Raw genomic sequence first — 16,309 nt, 5'->3', positions numbered from 1 at the left:
CGATGCGCGGATCGTTAGGCGCCCTCGTCGCGTTGCTCGTCGCGGCGGGGGCGTCGTGCGCTCGGTCGGCGGAAGCGCAGCCGGTCGACGCGCTCGCCACGGCGGAGACGCGCGCGCTGTTCGCGAACATGCGGCGGCTCGCCGGGCGGCAGGTCATGTTCGGTCATCAGGACGACCTCGCGTACGGCCACGACTGGACCGGCGAGCCCGGTCGCTCCGACGTGAAGGCGGTGGCGGGCGCGTATCCGGCGGTGTACGGCTGGGAGTTCGGCGGCGCCGATCTCGCCCGGTTGCGCGGCTGGATCGTGGAGGGCTACCGGCGCGGCAGCGTGATCACGCTGAGCTGGCACATGCCGAACCCGGTGACGGGCGGCAACGCGTGGGACACGACCGGCCGCGCGCTTCCCACGCTGCTGCCTGGCGGCGCGCACCACGCCACGTACGTCGCGTGGCTCGACCGCTTCGCCGACTTCGCCACGTCGCTGCGCGCGCCGGCGCCCGACGGCGGCACCGCGCTCGTGCCGCTCGTCTTCCGGCCGTTCCACGAGATGAGCGGCGGCTGGTTCTGGTGGGGCGCGTCGCACACGCGCGCCGACGACTACCAGCGGCTGTGGCGCTTCACCGTCGAGTACCTCCGCGACCGCCGCGGCGTGCACAACCTCCTGTACGCGTACTCCCCGGACAAGGTCTACGACTACGGCCCGTCGCACTACCTCGACTGGTATCCCGGCGACGCGTACGTCGACGTGCTCGGCGTCGACCAGTACTGGTGGCCGCCGAGCGCCACGTGGGCGCCGAAGGACCAGGTGCAGGCGCTCGTCGAGTCGCTGCACGTCGTGGTGGGCGAGGCGGATCGGCGCGGCAAGGTCGCGGCGATCACCGAGACGGGCTACGAGACGCTCCCCGACTCCACGTGGTGGACGGGGAAGCTGCTCGCCGCGCTGAATGCCGACTCGATCACGCGCCGCGCGGCGTACGTGCTCGTGTGGCGCAACGCGAACGCGGCGCGCGAGAAGCGCGAGCACTTCTATGCGCCGTACCCGGGGCAGGCGAGCGCCGCGGACTTCGTGCGCTTCCGCGCGCACCCGCTCATCGTGTTCGAGGACGAGCTGGGGGCGATGTATCGGGATTAGTGACGCATCACGTCCACGGCGTTACCATCAGCTCCATGGAGCCGGCCATGGCGGCTCGATGGATGATACGTTCCGCGACGGAGGTCCCGCTCATGAAACAGCGCCTCCTGGTTCTGCTGCTCCTCGCCGCGTGCCACGGGGGCACCGCGGCGCCGTCTCCCACACCCGAGCGGCCGGGTGCCGACGAGCGGGCGCGCACCGCGACGGCCGACGACTGGCGGGGGAGCACGCCGGTGCGGGCCGAGGAGCTGTTCATCGGCCGCTTTCCGGGCGTGCGCGTCGTCGCCGCGGCGGGCGGCATCTCGGTGCGCATCCGCGGCACGTCGACCATCAACGGCGACGGCGCGCCGCTCTACATCGTCGACGGCATGCCGATGGACGCGCCTAACGGCCTGCTCAGCATCAGTCCCGGCGACATCGCGAAGATCGAGGTCCTGAAGGACATCGGCGCTACGTCGTACTACGGTGTGCGCGGGGCGAACGGGGTGGTGCTCATCACGACGAAGCGCGGGCGGTGATCGTCGCTCAGTCCACGCCGACCACGTGCTTCGCGAGCGGCCCGCCGAGGCCGCGCAGCGCGCGAGCGGCCAGCCGCGCGACCTCCGTCGCTCCGCGCGGCGAGAGGTGCGTGTCGTCCTGCCGCGCCTGCGGGAACGACGGGAACTGGCCCTCCGTGGTGTACACGTAGAGCGCCTTCGAGCCCGTGGGCCCCGCGGCGGTCACGAGGTCCTCCGTCAGCAGCTGGAGATCCACGAAGCCCGCGCCCAGCTCGCGCGCCACGTCGCGCGCCACGAACGGATACGCCCCGTGCGTGTCCTCGAGCACGCCCTGCGCGTTGAACTTGCGCCGCACGATGGAGCTCAGCACGACCGGCGTCGCGCCCGCCGCCCGCGTCTCGGTCACGAAGCGCGAGAGGTTCCGACGATAGCCCGTGTAGGGGTTCGTGTAGCGCGTCGAGTCCTCGACCTTCTGGTCGTTGTGCCCGAACTGGATGAGGACGTAGTCGCCCTTCTTCAGCCGCGCGCGCACCGAGTCCCATCGGCCCTCGGCGATGAAGCTCTTCGTGCTGCGGCCGTTCACGGCGCGGTTGTCCACCGTCACGTCGCGGTCGAGGAACTGCGGGAGCGCCTGTCCCCAGCCGCGCTCCGGGTTGTGCTCCGGATCCGGTTTGTTCGCCATCGTGGAGTCGCCGATCATGTAGACGACGATGCGCTCCGGCGGGGCGACGCCGGTGAGGGCGATGATCGCGAGAAGGGATGCGGCGAGCCGGAGTGCTGATCTCATGGGTCGAGAGGGCGCAGGCTATGGGCGAGTACTCCATGGGGATTGCGAGAACGATGAACAGGATCTCCGGATGTGCTCAGGGCTGAGGCCTCAGCACATCTCGAGATCCTTCAGATCCTTCGAATCCCCAGTGAGTACTCGCCTCGGCGCTCCCACCTAGGGCTGGAACGTGATGTGTTGTCCCTTCTTGGTTTCATACGAACGAACGGTATCGCCGTACCGTACCTGCAGTCGCCCGCCCAGCCGCGACGTGAATCGCGCCTCGACGAGCTTGGCTCCCGTCCACGAGAGCAGATCGACGTCGAAGCCGCCGCGCGCGCGCAGACCGCGCACCCGTCCGTTAGGCCACGCCGAGGGCAGCGCCGGCAGCAGATCGACTTCCCCGGCGTGGCTCTGCAGCAGCATCTCCACGATCCCCGCCGTCAGGCCGAAGTTGCCGTCGATCTGGAACGGCGGGTGCGCGTCGAACAGGTTGGGGTACAGCCCGCCCGGCGCCGTCGTCGTGATCTTCAGGTCGCGCGTCGGCGAGACGAGGCTCCGCACGAGCGCGTACGCGTGGTCGCCGTCGCGGAGCCGCGCCCAGAAGTTGATCTTCCACGCCTTCGACCATCCCGTGCCCTCGTCGCCGCGCTCCTCGAGCGTGCGGCGCGCGGCGGCGAACAGCGCCGGGGTGCTCGGCGTGATCTCCGCGCCGGGGTGCAGCCCCCACAGGTGCGACACGTGGCGGTGGTGGTCGGTGGGGTCGTCGACGTCCTCCAGCCACTCCTGCAGCTGCCCGCGCCGGCCGATTGCGTCTGGCGCGATGCGCGCGCGCATCGACCGCAGCGTGTCGCGCAGCGCCGCGTCGACGTCGAGGATCTCGCTCGCCTGGATCACGTTCGCGAACAGGTCGCGCACGATCTGCCGGTCCATCGCCGGGCCGAGCACCAGGCCGCCGTGCTCCGGCGAGTTCGACGGCCCGGTGATGAGCATCCCCGAGCGCGGATCCTCGAGCAGCGCGTCGACGAAGAACCGCGCCGCGCCGCGCATGATCGGGTACGCGGTGTCGGCGAGGAAGCGCCGGTCGCCTCCGTACTCCCAGTGCCGCCACAGGTGCTGCGCGAGCCACGCGCCGCCCGACGGCCAGATGCCGTGGTTCGAGTTGTTGATCGGCGCCGCGCCGCGCCACAGGTCGGTGTTGTGGTGCAGCACCCACCCGCGCGCCCCGTAGTGCACGCGCGCCACCGCCGCGCCGGTCTGCGACAGGTCGCGCAGCATGTCGAACAGCGGCGCGGTGAGCTCCGGCAGCGCCGTCGGCTCCGCGAGCCAGTAGTTCATCTCCGTGTTGATGTTCACGGTCCACTTGCTGTCCCACGGCGGCTGGTTGCTGTCGTTCCACAGCCCCTGCAGCGTCGCCGGCTGCCCACCCGCGCGGCTCGACGCGATGAGCAGGTAGCGTCCGTACTGGAACAGCAGCGCGGCGAGCGCCGGATCCCCCGCCGTCGCGAAGCGCGCGAGCCGCTCCGCGGTCGGCCGCAGGGCAGCGTCTGCGCTGCCGAGGTCCAGCGTCACGCGGCGGAACAGCCGCTGGTGGTCGCGCTCGTGCGCCGCGCGCATGGCGGCGTAGCTGCGCGCGCGCGCGTCGCCGCGATCGTGCGATCGTCGCGCGCCGTGGGATCGGCGGACACGTCGTGATAGCTGACGTGGTTCGTCGCGCCGGCGAGGACGAGCGTCACCGCGTCGGCGCCGGTCACCGTGATGGACGTGTCCGACGTCGCGACACGTCCTCCGTCGGGCCGCACGTCGAGCCGCGCCTCGAAGCGGATCGCGCCGCCGGCCACGCCGCCGCGCATCGCGAGCTGCCGTGCGCCGACGTGCACGCGCGTCGCGCCGTCGTGCGCGCTGGCGAGCGACGCGACGACGGTCACCGCGCCCGGCCGGTCGGCCGAGAGATGCACGACGATCGCGCCGTCGGGGTGGCTCGCGAACACGTCGCGCGCGTACGTCGTGCCGCCGATGCGGAAGCGCGTCGTCGCGACGGCGCGGTCGAGGTCGAGCGCACGGCGGTAGTCGGTCACCGCGGCGCCGTCGAGCGCGGGAAAGGCGAGGTGCAGGTCGCCGAACGCCTGGTACGCCTGCTGCCGCAGCGGCACGCTCATGAAGCGCTCCATCGCGAGCGCTTCCGCCTCACGCTGCTTGCCGGCGAGGAGGAGCGAGCGCAGAGTGCCGAGCACCGCGAACGCACCCGGGTGCTCGTACGCGTGCGGCGCGCCGGTCCACACCGTCCCCTCGTTGAACTGGAGTCGCTCGTGGGCCACGCCGCCGAACACCATCGCGCCGAGTCGTCCGTTGCCCACCGGGAGCGCCTCGATCCACTCGCGTGCCGGGGCGACGTACCAGAGCGTGAGCGAGTCGCCGGGCGCGGCGGGGCGCTGCGCTCCCGCGCGTGCGGCGAGGAGTGGGAGGATTGGGACGAGTGCGACGAGCGGGAGCGTCCGGAACGTCACGCGGATGGTCATGATGCACGAAGAGATCTGGTGCGCTGCTGTCTCGCGTTGACACTGCTCGGTTCGCCCCTACCTTCCTGAAGAATACTTTATCCCGTCTTGGAGCCCCTCGTGGAAGCCACGGCCTCGCCGACCACCGACCTCCCCCTCTTCCGGCGCGTGAGCGGCACGCTGCTGCGCTCGCAGCAGCTGGGTCTCGTCATCGTCCTGATCATCCTCGGGGCGGCGCTCACCGCGGCCGCCGGGTCGCATCCCGACCGCGTGACCGGCGCGCAGGTGAACAATTTCCTCAACGCGTACACGCTGATCCAGATGGCGACGGACGCGAGCGCGTTCGCGATCATGGGCGTGGGCGCGACGATCGTCATCATCTCGGGCGGCATCGACCTCTCCGTCGGCGCGATCTACGCGCTCGCCGGCGTGGTGATGGCCATGGTGCTGCGCGCCGCGGGACCGATGGGACCCATCGCCACGGTGCTCCTCGGCCTCGGCGCGTGTCTCGGCGTGAGCCTGGTGTGCGGGCTGCTGAATGGATTGATGGTGATCGGGCTCGGCGTGCACCCGTTCATCATCACGCTCGGCACGATGTGGATGCTGCGGGGCATCGCGTTCGTGATCAGCAAGGCCGAGAGCATCCTCGTGCCGAGCGCGCTCACCGACGTCGTGAAGGCGAGCCTCGGCTTCCGCACCGCGCTCTATCCGGTGCCGCTGCTCGTGACGCTCCTCGTGACGGTGATCGGCAGCGTGTACCTCGTGCGCACCGTGATGGGGCGGCACGTGTTCGCGATCGGCGGCAACGTCGAGGCGAGCCGCTTCTCCGGGCTCGGCGTCGACCGCGTGAAGCTCGGCGTGTACGTCATCTCCGGGATCTCGGCGGGGATCGCCGCGTTCGTCGGCGCGGCGTTCTACGGCTCCGCGACGTCGTCCGACGGGACGGGGTACGAGCTGTACGTGATCGCGGCCGCGGTCGTCGGCGGGGCGAGCCTCGCGGGCGGCAAGGGGAGCGCGGTCTCCGCGCTGCTCGGTGCGCTGCTCATCGTCACGATCCGTCAGGCGATCCGCACGCTGCACCTCGACCAGAACTACGAGTGGATCATCATCGGCGGCGCGCTCATCATCGCCGTCGTGCTCGATCAGAGCGGCAGCCGGCTGCTCGCCCGGCGCCTCGCCGCGGCCAGCGCGACCGCCAACCGCCCTCGCGCTGCGTAGATGCCTGACCACACTTCGTGCTCACGCGGAGCCGCGGAGCACGCGGCGATCCCGGCCTTCGCCGGGATGACGTCACCGTGGTCTTCTCCGCGTCCTCCGCGGCTCCGCGTGAGACGTGCCCACACCCGAGAACCCGAATGTCCGTCACGTCCGTGATCACGCGCCGCGCGGCGCTCGGCCTGCTCGCCACCATCGGTCTCGGCGCGTGCAGCCGGGGCGGCGCCGGGAACGACTCGGCCACGTCCGGCACGCCTAACGCGACGACCGCCGGCGCCTCCGCGTCCGGCAAGAAGACGTTCACCATCGCGATGATCGCGAAGAGCTCCACGAACCCCGTCTTCCTCTCCGGACGGCAGGGGGCCGAAGCAGCCGCCGACTCGATCGGCAAGGCGACCGGTGTGACGGTGAAGATCGACTGGCTCACGCCGCCGAACGAGGACGCCGCCGTGCAGGCGCAGCGCATCGCGCAGGCGGTGAACGCGGGCGACGACGCGATCCTGCTCTCGGCGAGCGACGCGAGCAAGCTGGTGGGCGCGATCGACGAGGCGGTCGCGCGCGGCGTGCCGGTGATGACGTTCGACTCCGACGTGCCGACGTCGAAGCGCTTCAGCTTCTACGGCGGCGACGACGAGGCGATGGGCCGCCAGGTGATGGCCGAGCTGGCGAAGCAGATGGGCGGCAAGGGGAAGATCGGGATCCTCGCCGGCAACCAGAACGCGCCGAACCTGCAGAAGCGGGTGAAGGGCGCGAAGGACGAGGCGGCGAAGTATCCCGGCATGCAGATCCTCGGGACGTTCTATCACATCGAGACGCCGCAGGACGCCGCCGCGGAGGTGCTCCGCGCGCAGAACGCGTATCCCGACATCCAGGGGTGGGCGTTCATCGGCGGCTGGCCGCTGTGGACGAAGACGCTGCTGACGGACCTCGATCCGAACAAGGTGAAGATCGTCTCCGTCGATGCGCTGCCGTCGGAGCTGCCGTACGTCGACAAGGGGCTCGCGCCGGTGCTGTTCGCACAGCCGACGTACAACTGGGGCTACGTGAGCGTGAAGACCATCTGGGACCACGTGCACGACAAGAAGGACGTGCCGGCGCACGTGCAGATGGATCTCATCCGCGTCGACAAGTCGAACCTCAACCAGTGGGCCAAGCAGCTCAAGGACTGGGGCTTCAGCGACGTCGACCCGAAGTATCTGAACCAATGACACCGACGTGGCTGCGTGGCTGCGTAACAGCGACGTGCTCACGCAGCCACGCAGCGACGCAGCCACGTAGATGACCTCTCCTGCAGTGGAGTTCCGCGGCGTCACCAAGCGCTTTCCCGGCGTGGTGGCGCTGGACGACGTGTCGTTCGACGTGCACGCGGGCTCGGTGCACGCGGTGTGCGGCGAGAACGGCGCGGGGAAGAGCACGCTCGGAAAGATCCTCTCCGGCATCTATCAGGCGGACGCCGGCGAGGTGCGCCTCGAGGGGCGGCCGGTGCGGTTCGCGAGCCCGCGCGACGCGCTCGCCGCGGGTGTCGCGATGGTGCACCAGGAGCTCGCGTTCTGCGAGAACCTCACCGTCGCCGACAATCTGTGCCTCGGCCGCCTGCCGAGCCGGTGGGGCTTCGTCGACCGCGGCGCGCTGCGCGAGCGGGCGCGCGCGCTGTTAGGCACCGTCGGCGCGTCGATCGACCCCGACCGGCCGATGGCGTCGCTGGGCGTCGCCGAGCAGCAGGTGGTGCAGATCGCCGCCGCGGTCGGCGAAGGGGCGAAGGTCGTCGTGTTCGACGAGCCCACGAGCTCACTCGGCGAGGCCGAGGCGGCGAACCTGTTCCGGCTGATCGACGAGCTGCGCGAGCGCGGCGTCGCGATCCTCTACGTGTCGCACCGCATGCCGGAGATCTACCGGCTGTGCGACACCATCACCGTGCTCCGCGACGGTCGGCACGTCGGCACGCATCCGACATCGGAGCTCGACGAGGCGTCGCTCGTGCAGCTCATGATCGGCCGCCGGCTGGAGCAGTACTTCCCGGCGCACGTCAGCGCGCCGCGCGGCGAGGAGCGGCTGCGCGTGGAGGGGCTCACGCGACCCGGACACTTCGAGGACGTGTCGTTCACGCTGCACGCGGGGGAGGTGCTCGGCCTCGCGGGGCTCGTCGGCGCGGGGCGCTCCGAGGTGGCGGAGACGATCTTCGGCATCGTGCCGGCGGCGCGCGGATTCGTGTCGGTGCGCGGCAAGCGCGTGCAGATCGCGCACGCGACGGACGCGATGGCGCACGGCATCGGCTTCGTGCCCGAGGACCGCAAGAAGCAGGGGCTCGTGCTCGGCATGCGCACGCGCGAGAACACCACGCTTCCCACGCTCGACCGCCTGTCGCGCTTCGGCTTCGTCGACCGCGCGGCGGAGCGCGACACGGTGCGCATTTACTTCGACCGGCTGCGGGTGAAGGCGACACAGGAGACCGTGACCGCGGCGCTCTCCGGCGGCAATCAGCAGAAGATCGTGATGGCGAAGTGGCTCGCCGCGGGCGGCGACATCCTCATCCTCGACGAGCCGACCCGCGGCGTGGACGTCGGCGCGAAGGCCGAGATCCACGCGTGGATCGACAAGCTCGCGGCGGAGGGCGCGGCGGTGCTGCTCATCTCGAGCGAGCTGCCGGAGCTGCTGAACCTCTCGTCGCGCGTCGTGGTGCTGCGCGAGGGGCGCGTGGTCGGCGAGCTGCCGCGCGAGGCGGCGTCGCAGGACGCGCTGCTGCGGATGATGGCCGGGCTGACCTCCGAGGCCGCCTAACGCGGGGCGGATCTCACGCGGAGGCGCGGAGCACGCGGAGAACTCCCTTGGCTCTGCGGTCGATGCTTTGGCTGTTCACCGCACCGGGAACGGCGCGAAGCGTCCCTCGCACGACGGAGCCGCGGCGGCGTCCTTGCGCACGGCGGGCCCGGTCATCTTCACGTCGTCGCCCGCGATCGGCAGGTTCGTGCCGCCGGCGCCGAGCGTCACGTCGGCGTGCGACGCCTTCAGCTTCACCGTCGCGACGTCGTCGAACGTCACGCCGTCGAGCGTGATCCCGAGCCGGCGCTCCGCGTCGTAGCCGTCGAGCGTGATGCGGCCGGCATCGAGCACGCGCACGTTGCGGAGCACGATGTCGCGGAACACCGGGATCAGCGTGCCCGTCGTCTGCGGCGAGGCGCTGTAGTGCGTGTCCATGAAGATCGGCTCCTTCGTCTTCCGGATGCACACGTTCTCGTACGTCACGTTCGACACGAGCCCGCCGCGCGACGCGTTGGACTTGATGCGCAGCCCGTTGTCGGCGCCGTCGACCGTGAGGTCGGTGACGAGCACGCGCTCGACGCCGGCGTTCGTCTCGCTGCCGATCGACATGCCGTGGCCGCGGTAGAAGTGGTTGTGCGACACGGTGACGTGCGTCGTCTTCGCGCTGCCGCCCTTGATCGCGACGTTGTCGTCGCCGGTCAGGATCCAGCTCCGCGTGATCGTCACGTTCGTCGCGCCGGCGGGGTCGATGCCGTCGGTGTTGCGCGCGTTCGGGCTCGGCGTGTGGATCTTCACGCCCCACGCGGTGAACCCGTCGCCACGGTCGAACACGACGTGGAAGTTCGGCGAGTTGCGGAGCGTGATGCCGTAGAGCGTGAAGTCGTTCGATCCGTTCGTCTGGATCATGCGCGGGTTCTGCTGCGGCGGGCCGGTGCGCGCCTGCTGCGCGAGGTCCCACCACGAGATCGTCTGCCCCGCCATCGTCGCCCAGCCGCGGCCGTCGATCGTGCCGCCGCCCATCACGCCCGCGTGGTCGGCTCTGTCGACGGCGATGAGCGGGCGGCAGCCGCGAGCGCCCTCCTTCCGCACGCCGCAGCTCCCCGCCGACGTCGCGTACACCTCCGGATCGCGCGAGCCGAACAGGATCGCGCCCGAGTCGACGACGAGCGTGACGCCGGGCCGCAGTTTGAGCGGCCCGCCGAGGAACGCGCGCCGCGGCCCGTCGGCCTTCAGCACCACGGCGCGCCCGGCCGCACAGCCGTCGATCGCGCGCTGGATGCGGTCGGTGTCGAGCCTTCCCTCGTCGGCGTCGGCGAGCGTCGTGTCGCCCACGGGCACGAGCGACGCGTCGAGCGTGGCGCACGCCGGCGGAATCTTCGGCTCGGCGACGGTGCGCGTGTCCTGCGCGCCTAACGGTGAGACGAGCGTGGCGAGGGCTGCGATGACGGCGAAACGTGGCATGTGCTCGGTACCGCTGGAGAGGTCTCACGCGGAGCCGCGGAGAACGCGGAGAATGTCAAGAGCGAACGCCTGGGGATGACAGGATCCCAGGATCCTGAGGATCTCTTCATCCCCAGGTCTTTGCTGTTCGAAGAGGCAGTGCCCCGCGTTCTCCGCGGCTCCGCGCGAGACGAAACGGCATCATCGTCGAGCCGACGGTGGCGTCCATCCATCGAGCACGCGCTCCACGGTGTAGCGCGCCGCGTCGGCGTCGGTGAGCTGGAGGCGGCGCGGGCTCGCGACGGCGCCGGGGCCGGTGCTGCGGTACTCGTAGAAGCGCGACGCGTTGGGCTCTGCCCACACCGCGTTGCCGGCGGAGTCGGTGCCCATGCGCATGCGGTCCCACCCCTTGGCGCCCACGTGGTCGTCCATCCAGCAGTCGACGAACACCGCGCTCCCCACCGCCTGCGGATCGCCGCCGGCATGCCACGGCCGTCCGAGCACCACGGTGTTGGCCGCCATCGCCGGCGTCTCCTTCGTCAGGCGGCTGCGCACGAACAGGAAGCCGTACGGCCGGCGGAGCGGGGTGCTCGGCGCGGCGACGTAGCCGTTGTTCGTCGGGCTGCCGCGGTCGCGCGACACGATGACGCACTCGTCGAACACCGCGACGCCGGCGCCGAAGATGAAGTCGACGCTGCCGGTGATCTCGCACTTGTGGAAGTACGCGCGTCCCGCGTTCGGGTACAGCGTGTCCTGATGTCCCGCCACGCGCACGTCCTCGAACGACGCGCGGTCGCTGGCCGAGTCGAGCGCGAGCGCGACGGCCTGCGCGCCCTGCAGCTTCGTGGGGTCGTCGGCCGGCTTGCGCATGTTCGCGAGGTAGTCGAACGCGTTCTCGACCGTGAGATGCTCGGCGCGGAAGTCCGGCGCCGCGACGCGCAGCGTGTAGCTGCCGAACGTGCCTAAGGGCGCGCCGCCGCCCGGGCGCGGGGTGCCGGCGGCGTCGTCCCACGTGATCACGACGCCGTCGCGGCTCTCGCCGACGAGCGTGACGCGCGGCCGCGCGACGACGAGCTTCTCGCGGTAGCGACCGTTGCGCAGGTAGACCGCGGCGGGCCCGGTCTTGGGCAACGCGCCGAGCGCCGTGCCCAGCGTGTGGTACGTCGGCGCGCCGGCGACGCGGGCACCGTCGCGTCCGGTGAACCGCGCGTCGACGACGGCCGCCCACCGCTGGGCGCCGGCGCCCGCGGGGGCCACGAGAGCGAGCGTGAGGACGAGGGCAGCGCGCGTCATGCACGAAGAGTGGGCGGCTGTATTGTTCCCGGCAAGAACAATATGCGGGGACGCGAAAACGCGCCGGCCGGGTGCCCCGGCCGGCGCGTTCGCGATCCGTGCGTCAGTCGTCGTAGCGCTCGCGGCCCCGCCGGCCGTTGTTCGACTTCTCGTACACCGGCTTGCCGTTGCGGTCGAACACGACGTTGCCGTTGCGGTCGCGGACCAGCGTCTGGTTGCCGCGGCGCTCGTACACGACCTGGCCGCGCCGGTCGTAGACGACGTTGCCGTTCCGGTCGAGCGCCACCTCGCCGCGGCCACGCGCGACCTCGCCGTTGCGCTGGTACACGTCCCCACGGTCCCAGCCGCCGTTGCCGTTCGTGCTGCCGTTCGCGTCGTGATCGCAGCTGTCGTTGTGGTTCCGATCCCAGCAGCCGAGCCGCGAGTTCCAGTCGCCGTTCCCGTTCCGGTCGGCCACCGTGCCGTTCGACTGCCAGTACGCGCGGATGTCGTAGTAGCCCTGCCCGCCCTGCGAGTCCGTGATGCGGATGATGCCGTCGCCGGAGTTGTAGCCGGGCTGCTGGATGACCTCGACGTTCCCGCGCCCGCTGACGCGCTGCACGTACAGCGTGCCGTTGCCGGTCGGGAGCGTCCCTCGCGTCACGAAGCGGCCGCGGCTCTCGTTGCTGCTCGCGCCGTACACGCTCACGCCGCCGCGCCCGACGTTGATGCGCGTATCGCGATCGACGTTGCCCTGCCACTCGAAGACGAGCCGCATGTTGCCGTTCTGCGGCTGGCCCCACTGGGCCTGGGCCGCGCGACCGCCGAGCAGGGCGACCGCTCCGACGAGCGCCGCCTGGAGCTGCTGTCTGCCGAAAGAACGAAGCGTCCGAGTCATGCTTGCCTCCTGCGAGTTGACCTGCCGTCGGCGGCCTCTGCGTCGCCGGCCTGCCCACCCGAAAGGCAACGCGCGTGCGCGATCGGGCCGCCGCCTGTTTGTGGTTGCAAGTCGTTCATCCGTAGCTACTTACGTGACAGAACGTGACCCGGGTCACGGACTTCGGCGGCGGCGTTGTACACGCTGTGGGACGAAACGCCGTCCAGATCATGGGATGGGCGGAAGGCGGCGCGGTTCTTCCACCCGCGACCGATCTCACCCGAACCGCACCCTCCAATGAGCGTTCTCGACCTCGTCCAGCAGCACCTCGGTCCGGACCAGATCCGGCAGCTCAGTCAGCAGATCGGCGCCGACCCGGCGCAAACCGAGACGGCCGTCCAGGCCGCGCTGCCGATGCTGCTCGGCGGCATGGCGAGCACCGCCCAGGATGCCGGCGGTGCCCAGGGCGTCCAGGAAGCGATGCAGCAGCACGAGGGGTTGCTCGGTGGCCTCGGTGGCCTCGGCGGCTCGCTCGGCTCGATCCTGTCCGGCGCGCTCGGTGGCGCGGGCGGCGCCGGGGGCGGCATCCTCGGCAACGTCCTCGGACGCCACGAGGGGCAGGTGAACGACGGCGTCCAGCAGGCGTCGGGGCTCGACGCGGGTCAGACGAAGAAGCTGCTCCTCATCCTCGCCCCGATCGTGCTCGCCGCGCTCGCGCATCAGCGCAAGCAGCAACAGCAGAGCGCCACCCAGCCGTCAGCGGCTGACCTGAACGCCGACGGCATCCCCGACGCGCTCCAGCAGGAGGCCCGTCAGGCGCAGGCCCAGACCCAGCGCACCGCGCCGCACATCGGCGGCATCGTGGGGAAGATCCTCGACGCGGCGACGCGGCACTGACCGAGACAGGGCAGGAGGGCAGGAGGGCGCGCGCGAAACGCGCGAGGGCAGGAGACCTTATGGCTCTCCTGCCCTCCTGCCCTCCTGCCCTCCTGCCCTATCTCTTGGCCGTCCAGACGTCGTTCGTCCGATTCGCGTCCGGGTACTCGTGGTCCGGATCGAGCTCGACGCGCACGATCGCGGGCTTCGCGGGGACGCGGAAGCGGGCGACGCGGGAGCCGTTCAGGAACACCTCGAGCGGCACGCCGCAGCGCGTCGGCGCCTTGCCGTCCGCGCGGTAGATCGCGATCGGCGCGGGGGCCTTCGCGCGACCGAGGTCGTGGATGAGGATCTCCACGAGGCCGTTCTCGACGGGGTAGACGTCGACGATCGCGTGGTCGAGGTACGACGCGCCCATCCCGCGCGGCGGCTTCGGGTCGGACGGGGGCGACGGTTGGGCCGCACCGACGGACGCGGTGAGCGCGGTGACCGCGGTGACCGCGGCGGCGACGGCGAGCGACGACGACAGGCGCATCGAGTGAAGTGCGGGCGACGCCCCCACGGCGCCGCGTCCCTCGCGTTCATGCACGGCGCGGACCAGCCGAGTCGGCTCCGGTGACGCTCGAGCGCGGTCGGCGGCAGATTACCCGCGCCACCACCGTCCGCGGGAGGTCATGCGCCACAGGTCGTTGTTCGTCGTCACGGTCGCGTGCAACGCGGCGCTGCTGTTCGCCGTGGAGCCGATGGTGAGCAAGCGCGTGCTGCCGCTGTTCGGCGGGGCGCCGTCGGTGTGGAACACGTGCCTGATGGCGTTCCAGGCGATGCTCCTGGCCGGCTACCTGTACGCGCACGTGGTGGCGCGCCGGCTCGGCCGTCGGCAGACGGTCGTGCACCTCGCGCTGTTTGCCGCGTCGCTGCTCGCGCTGCCGCCGGTCGTGCGCCATGCCTCGCCCCCCGCGGGATGGCCGCCGGCCGGGTGGCTGCTCGTGCTGCTGCTCGGCGCGGTGGGGGCGCCGTTCGTGGTCCTCTCGGCGGGGGCGCCGCTGCTCCAGCGGTGGTACGCGGCGCTCCCGGGACGCGGCGAGCCGTACTTCCTCTACGCGGCGAGCAACGCGGGGAGCATGCTCGCCCTCCTCGGCTACCCGCTCGTCGTCGAGCCGCGGGTGGGACTCGCAGGGCAGGCGCACGGATGGGCCGCGGCGTACGCGGTGCTCGGCGCGGCGCTCGCCGCGTGCGCGTTCGTGGTGCGCGGATCGGGGACGGGGCTCGTCGCGACCGCGCCGGCCGTCGACGCGTCGCTCGGGTCGCCGGGCGCCGTGTCGGCCGAGCGGCTGCGGTGGACGTTCCTCGCGCTCGTGCCCTCCGCGCTGCTGCTCGGCGTGACGCGCTACGTGACGACCGACGTGGCGCCGGTCCCGCTGCTGTGGGTGATCCCGCTCGCGCTGTATCTGCTGTCGTTCGTCGCCGCGTTCGCCGAGCGGGCGCGGGTGCCTAACGAGATCCTGGAGCCGCTGTTCGCCGCCGCGCTGCCGCTGCTCGCGCTGCTCGCCGCGCTCGGCGTGAACCGTCCGCTGTGGTCGATCGCGGGCGCGCACCTCGCCGCGGTGGCGCTCGCGTCGCTCGTCTGCCATCAGGCGCTCGCCGACCGACGTCCGGCGCCGGAGCGGCTCACGGAGTTCTACCTGTTCGTGTCGCTCGGCGGGCTGGCCGGCGGCGTGTTCGACGCGATCGTGGCGCCGGCGGTGTTCGACACGCTCGCCGAGTATCCGATCGCCATCGGGCTCGCGGGCGCGGCGTGGGCGTTCGGGCGCGTGCGGCACGCGCCGACGCCCGCGCCGGTGGACGGGCCGCGGCCGCACCTGTTCGCGCGCCTCGTCGACACCACGTCCGACTCCGACGAGACGACCGACCGGCTCGATCGGCTGGTGTGGTACGTCGTCGCGCCGGTGACGGCGGGCGGGCTGCTGCTCGCGGCGGTGCTCGTCCGCGCGGACGTGCCGTCGGGCGCGCGCGCCGCGGCGACGGCGGCGCTCGGCGTGCCGGCGGCCCTCATCGTCTTCGCGCTGCGGCGGCGTCCCATGGCGTTCGCGCTCGGGCTCGCGGCGCTGCTGCTCGGCGCGACCGTCGGACAGCTCTCGCGCGGGGGCGGGGTGCTGCTGCGGGCGCGCAGCTTCTTCGGCACGTACGCGGTGCGCGTGAGCGGGCCGTACCACCACCTGCAGAACGGGACGACGCTGCACGGCGCGCAGGACGTGCGCGCGCCCACGACGCCGATCACGTACTACCACGAGCGCGGACCGTTAGGCGCGCTGTTCGCCCGCGTGCCGACGCTCGCGCGCGACGGCCGCCGCGTGGGCGTCGTGGGGCTCGGCACCGGCACGCTCGCCTGCTACGGCCGCCGTGGCGAGCGGTGGACGTTCTACGAGATCGATCCGGTGATCGTGCGCATCGCGCGCGACCCGCGGCTGTTCACGTTCCTGCGCGACTGCCCGCCGACGGCGGACGTCGTGGTGGGCGACGCGCGCCTGCGGCTGGCCGAGGCGCCCGCGGCGACCTACGACCTGCTCGTGCTCGACGCGTTCAGCTCGGACGCGATCCCGACGCACCTGCTGACGCGCGAGGCGATGGCGCTCTACCTCGCGAAGCTCCGCCCGGACGGCGTGCTCGCGGTGCACGTCAGCAACCGCTACCTCGACCTCGTGCCGGTGCTCGCGGAGCTGGCGCTCGACGCGCGGCTCGCCGGGTCGTACGGCAACGACGTGAGCGGCGAGGGCCGGCGCCACCCGATGATCTCCGCGTCGACGTGGGTGGTGCTGTCGCGCCACGCCGCGGCGCTCGGCGCGCTCACGCGCACGCGCGGGTGGGCGCCGCTGCCGCCGACGGGCCGCGTGCGGCTGTGGACGGACGACTTCACTGACGTGCTGTCGGTCGTGAAGTGGCGCTGATGCCCTCCCGGGGTCGCAGGCGGCGATGGC

12 protein-coding genes and 1 pseudogene are annotated in these 16,309 nt (G+C 71.8%); 7 read left to right on the top strand and 6 right to left on the bottom strand.

Translation table 11 applies throughout. The annotated features are described in order from the left end of the window. The first annotated feature begins 2 nt into the window (after nucleotides 1-2). Nucleotides 3-1,133, top strand: coding sequence for a glycoside hydrolase family 26 protein (locus J421_RS01790; protein ID WP_025409448.1), 1,131 nt, complete (start codon nucleotides 3-5; stop codon nucleotides 1,131-1,133). 92 nt (nucleotides 1,134-1,225) lie between these two features. Next, nucleotides 1,226-1,651, top strand: a complete 426-nt coding sequence (locus J421_RS01785; RefSeq protein ID WP_025409447.1) for a TonB-dependent receptor plug domain-containing protein — start codon at nucleotides 1,226-1,228, stop codon at nucleotides 1,649-1,651. A gap of 7 nt (nucleotides 1,652-1,658) precedes the next feature. Here J421_RS01785 and J421_RS01780 read toward each other — a convergent pair whose 3' ends face one another. Next, nucleotides 1,659-2,417, bottom strand: coding sequence for a rhamnogalacturonan acetylesterase (locus tag J421_RS01780; protein WP_025409446.1), 759 nt, complete (start codon nucleotides 2,415-2,417; stop codon nucleotides 1,659-1,661). 156 nt (nucleotides 2,418-2,573) lie between these two features. Beyond that, nucleotides 2,574-4,930, bottom strand: a pseudogene (locus J421_RS34740) (glycosyl hydrolase family 95 catalytic domain-containing protein). An 84-nt stretch (nucleotides 4,931-5,014) separates the two neighbouring features. On the opposite strand from J421_RS34740, the gene J421_RS01770 reads away from it, so the two are divergent. From J421_RS01770 to J421_RS01760, 3 genes are all read left to right on the top strand, one after another. Beyond that, entirely contained in the window at nucleotides 5,015-6,112 is a 1,098-nt protein-coding gene (locus tag J421_RS01770) for an ABC transporter permease (RefSeq protein ID WP_025409445.1), read from the top strand. A 137-nt stretch (nucleotides 6,113-6,249) separates the two neighbouring features. Next, nucleotides 6,250-7,317: a sugar ABC transporter substrate-binding protein gene (locus J421_RS01765; protein ID WP_025409444.1), complete on the top strand. Its 1,068-nt coding sequence runs from the start codon at nucleotides 6,250-6,252 to the stop codon at nucleotides 7,315-7,317. A gap of 70 nt (nucleotides 7,318-7,387) precedes the next feature. After that, entirely contained in the window at nucleotides 7,388-8,887 is a 1,500-nt protein-coding gene (locus tag J421_RS01760; RefSeq protein ID WP_104022128.1) for a sugar ABC transporter ATP-binding protein, read from the top strand. 75 nt (nucleotides 8,888-8,962) lie between these two features. Here the strand turns inward: J421_RS01760 and J421_RS01755 are convergent, their stop codons facing one another. The 3 genes from J421_RS01755 to J421_RS01745 all read right to left on the bottom strand — a co-directional run bounded on the left by J421_RS01755 (nucleotide 8,963) and on the right by J421_RS01745 (nucleotide 12,479). Beyond that, nucleotides 8,963-10,330 (bottom strand): glycoside hydrolase family 28 protein, encoded by a 1,368-nt coding sequence (locus J421_RS01755; protein WP_025409442.1) that lies wholly within the window; start codon nucleotides 10,328-10,330, stop codon nucleotides 8,963-8,965. A 180-nt stretch (nucleotides 10,331-10,510) separates the two neighbouring features. Further along, on the bottom strand, nucleotides 10,511-11,602 hold the full coding sequence (locus J421_RS01750) for a pectinesterase family protein (protein ID WP_025409441.1): 1,092 nt from the start codon (nucleotides 11,600-11,602) through the stop codon (nucleotides 10,511-10,513). Between the two features lie 103 nt (nucleotides 11,603-11,705). Continuing rightward, nucleotides 11,706-12,479 (bottom strand): hypothetical protein, encoded by a 774-nt coding sequence (locus J421_RS01745; RefSeq protein WP_025409440.1) that lies wholly within the window; start codon nucleotides 12,477-12,479, stop codon nucleotides 11,706-11,708. A gap of 276 nt (nucleotides 12,480-12,755) precedes the next feature. Between J421_RS01745 and J421_RS01740 the strand changes: the two genes are divergently transcribed. Beyond that, complete coding sequence (locus J421_RS01740) at nucleotides 12,756-13,355, top strand: DUF937 domain-containing protein (protein WP_025409439.1); 600 nt, start codon at nucleotides 12,756-12,758, stop codon at nucleotides 13,353-13,355. Between the two features lie 97 nt (nucleotides 13,356-13,452). Here J421_RS01740 and J421_RS01735 read toward each other — a convergent pair whose 3' ends face one another. Next, a complete protein-coding gene (locus tag J421_RS01735; protein WP_025409438.1) occupies nucleotides 13,453-13,869 on the bottom strand; it encodes a hypothetical protein in 417 nt (138 codons plus the stop codon). A 139-nt stretch (nucleotides 13,870-14,008) separates the two neighbouring features. On the opposite strand from J421_RS01735, the gene J421_RS01730 reads away from it, so the two are divergent. Next, nucleotides 14,009-16,279 (top strand): spermidine synthase, encoded by a 2,271-nt coding sequence (locus tag J421_RS01730; RefSeq protein WP_148306103.1) that lies wholly within the window; start codon nucleotides 14,009-14,011, stop codon nucleotides 16,277-16,279. The last annotated feature ends 30 nt before the right edge of the window (nucleotides 16,280-16,309 follow it).

Source organism: Gemmatirosa kalamazoonensis, assembly GCF_000522985.1.
In the GTDB taxonomy this organism is placed as follows: Bacteria; Gemmatimonadota; Gemmatimonadetes; order Gemmatimonadales; family Gemmatimonadaceae; genus Gemmatirosa; species Gemmatirosa kalamazoonensis.
Note: the sequence above shows the minus strand (reverse complement) of the source record. Positions and strands in the feature narration are given on the sequence as shown.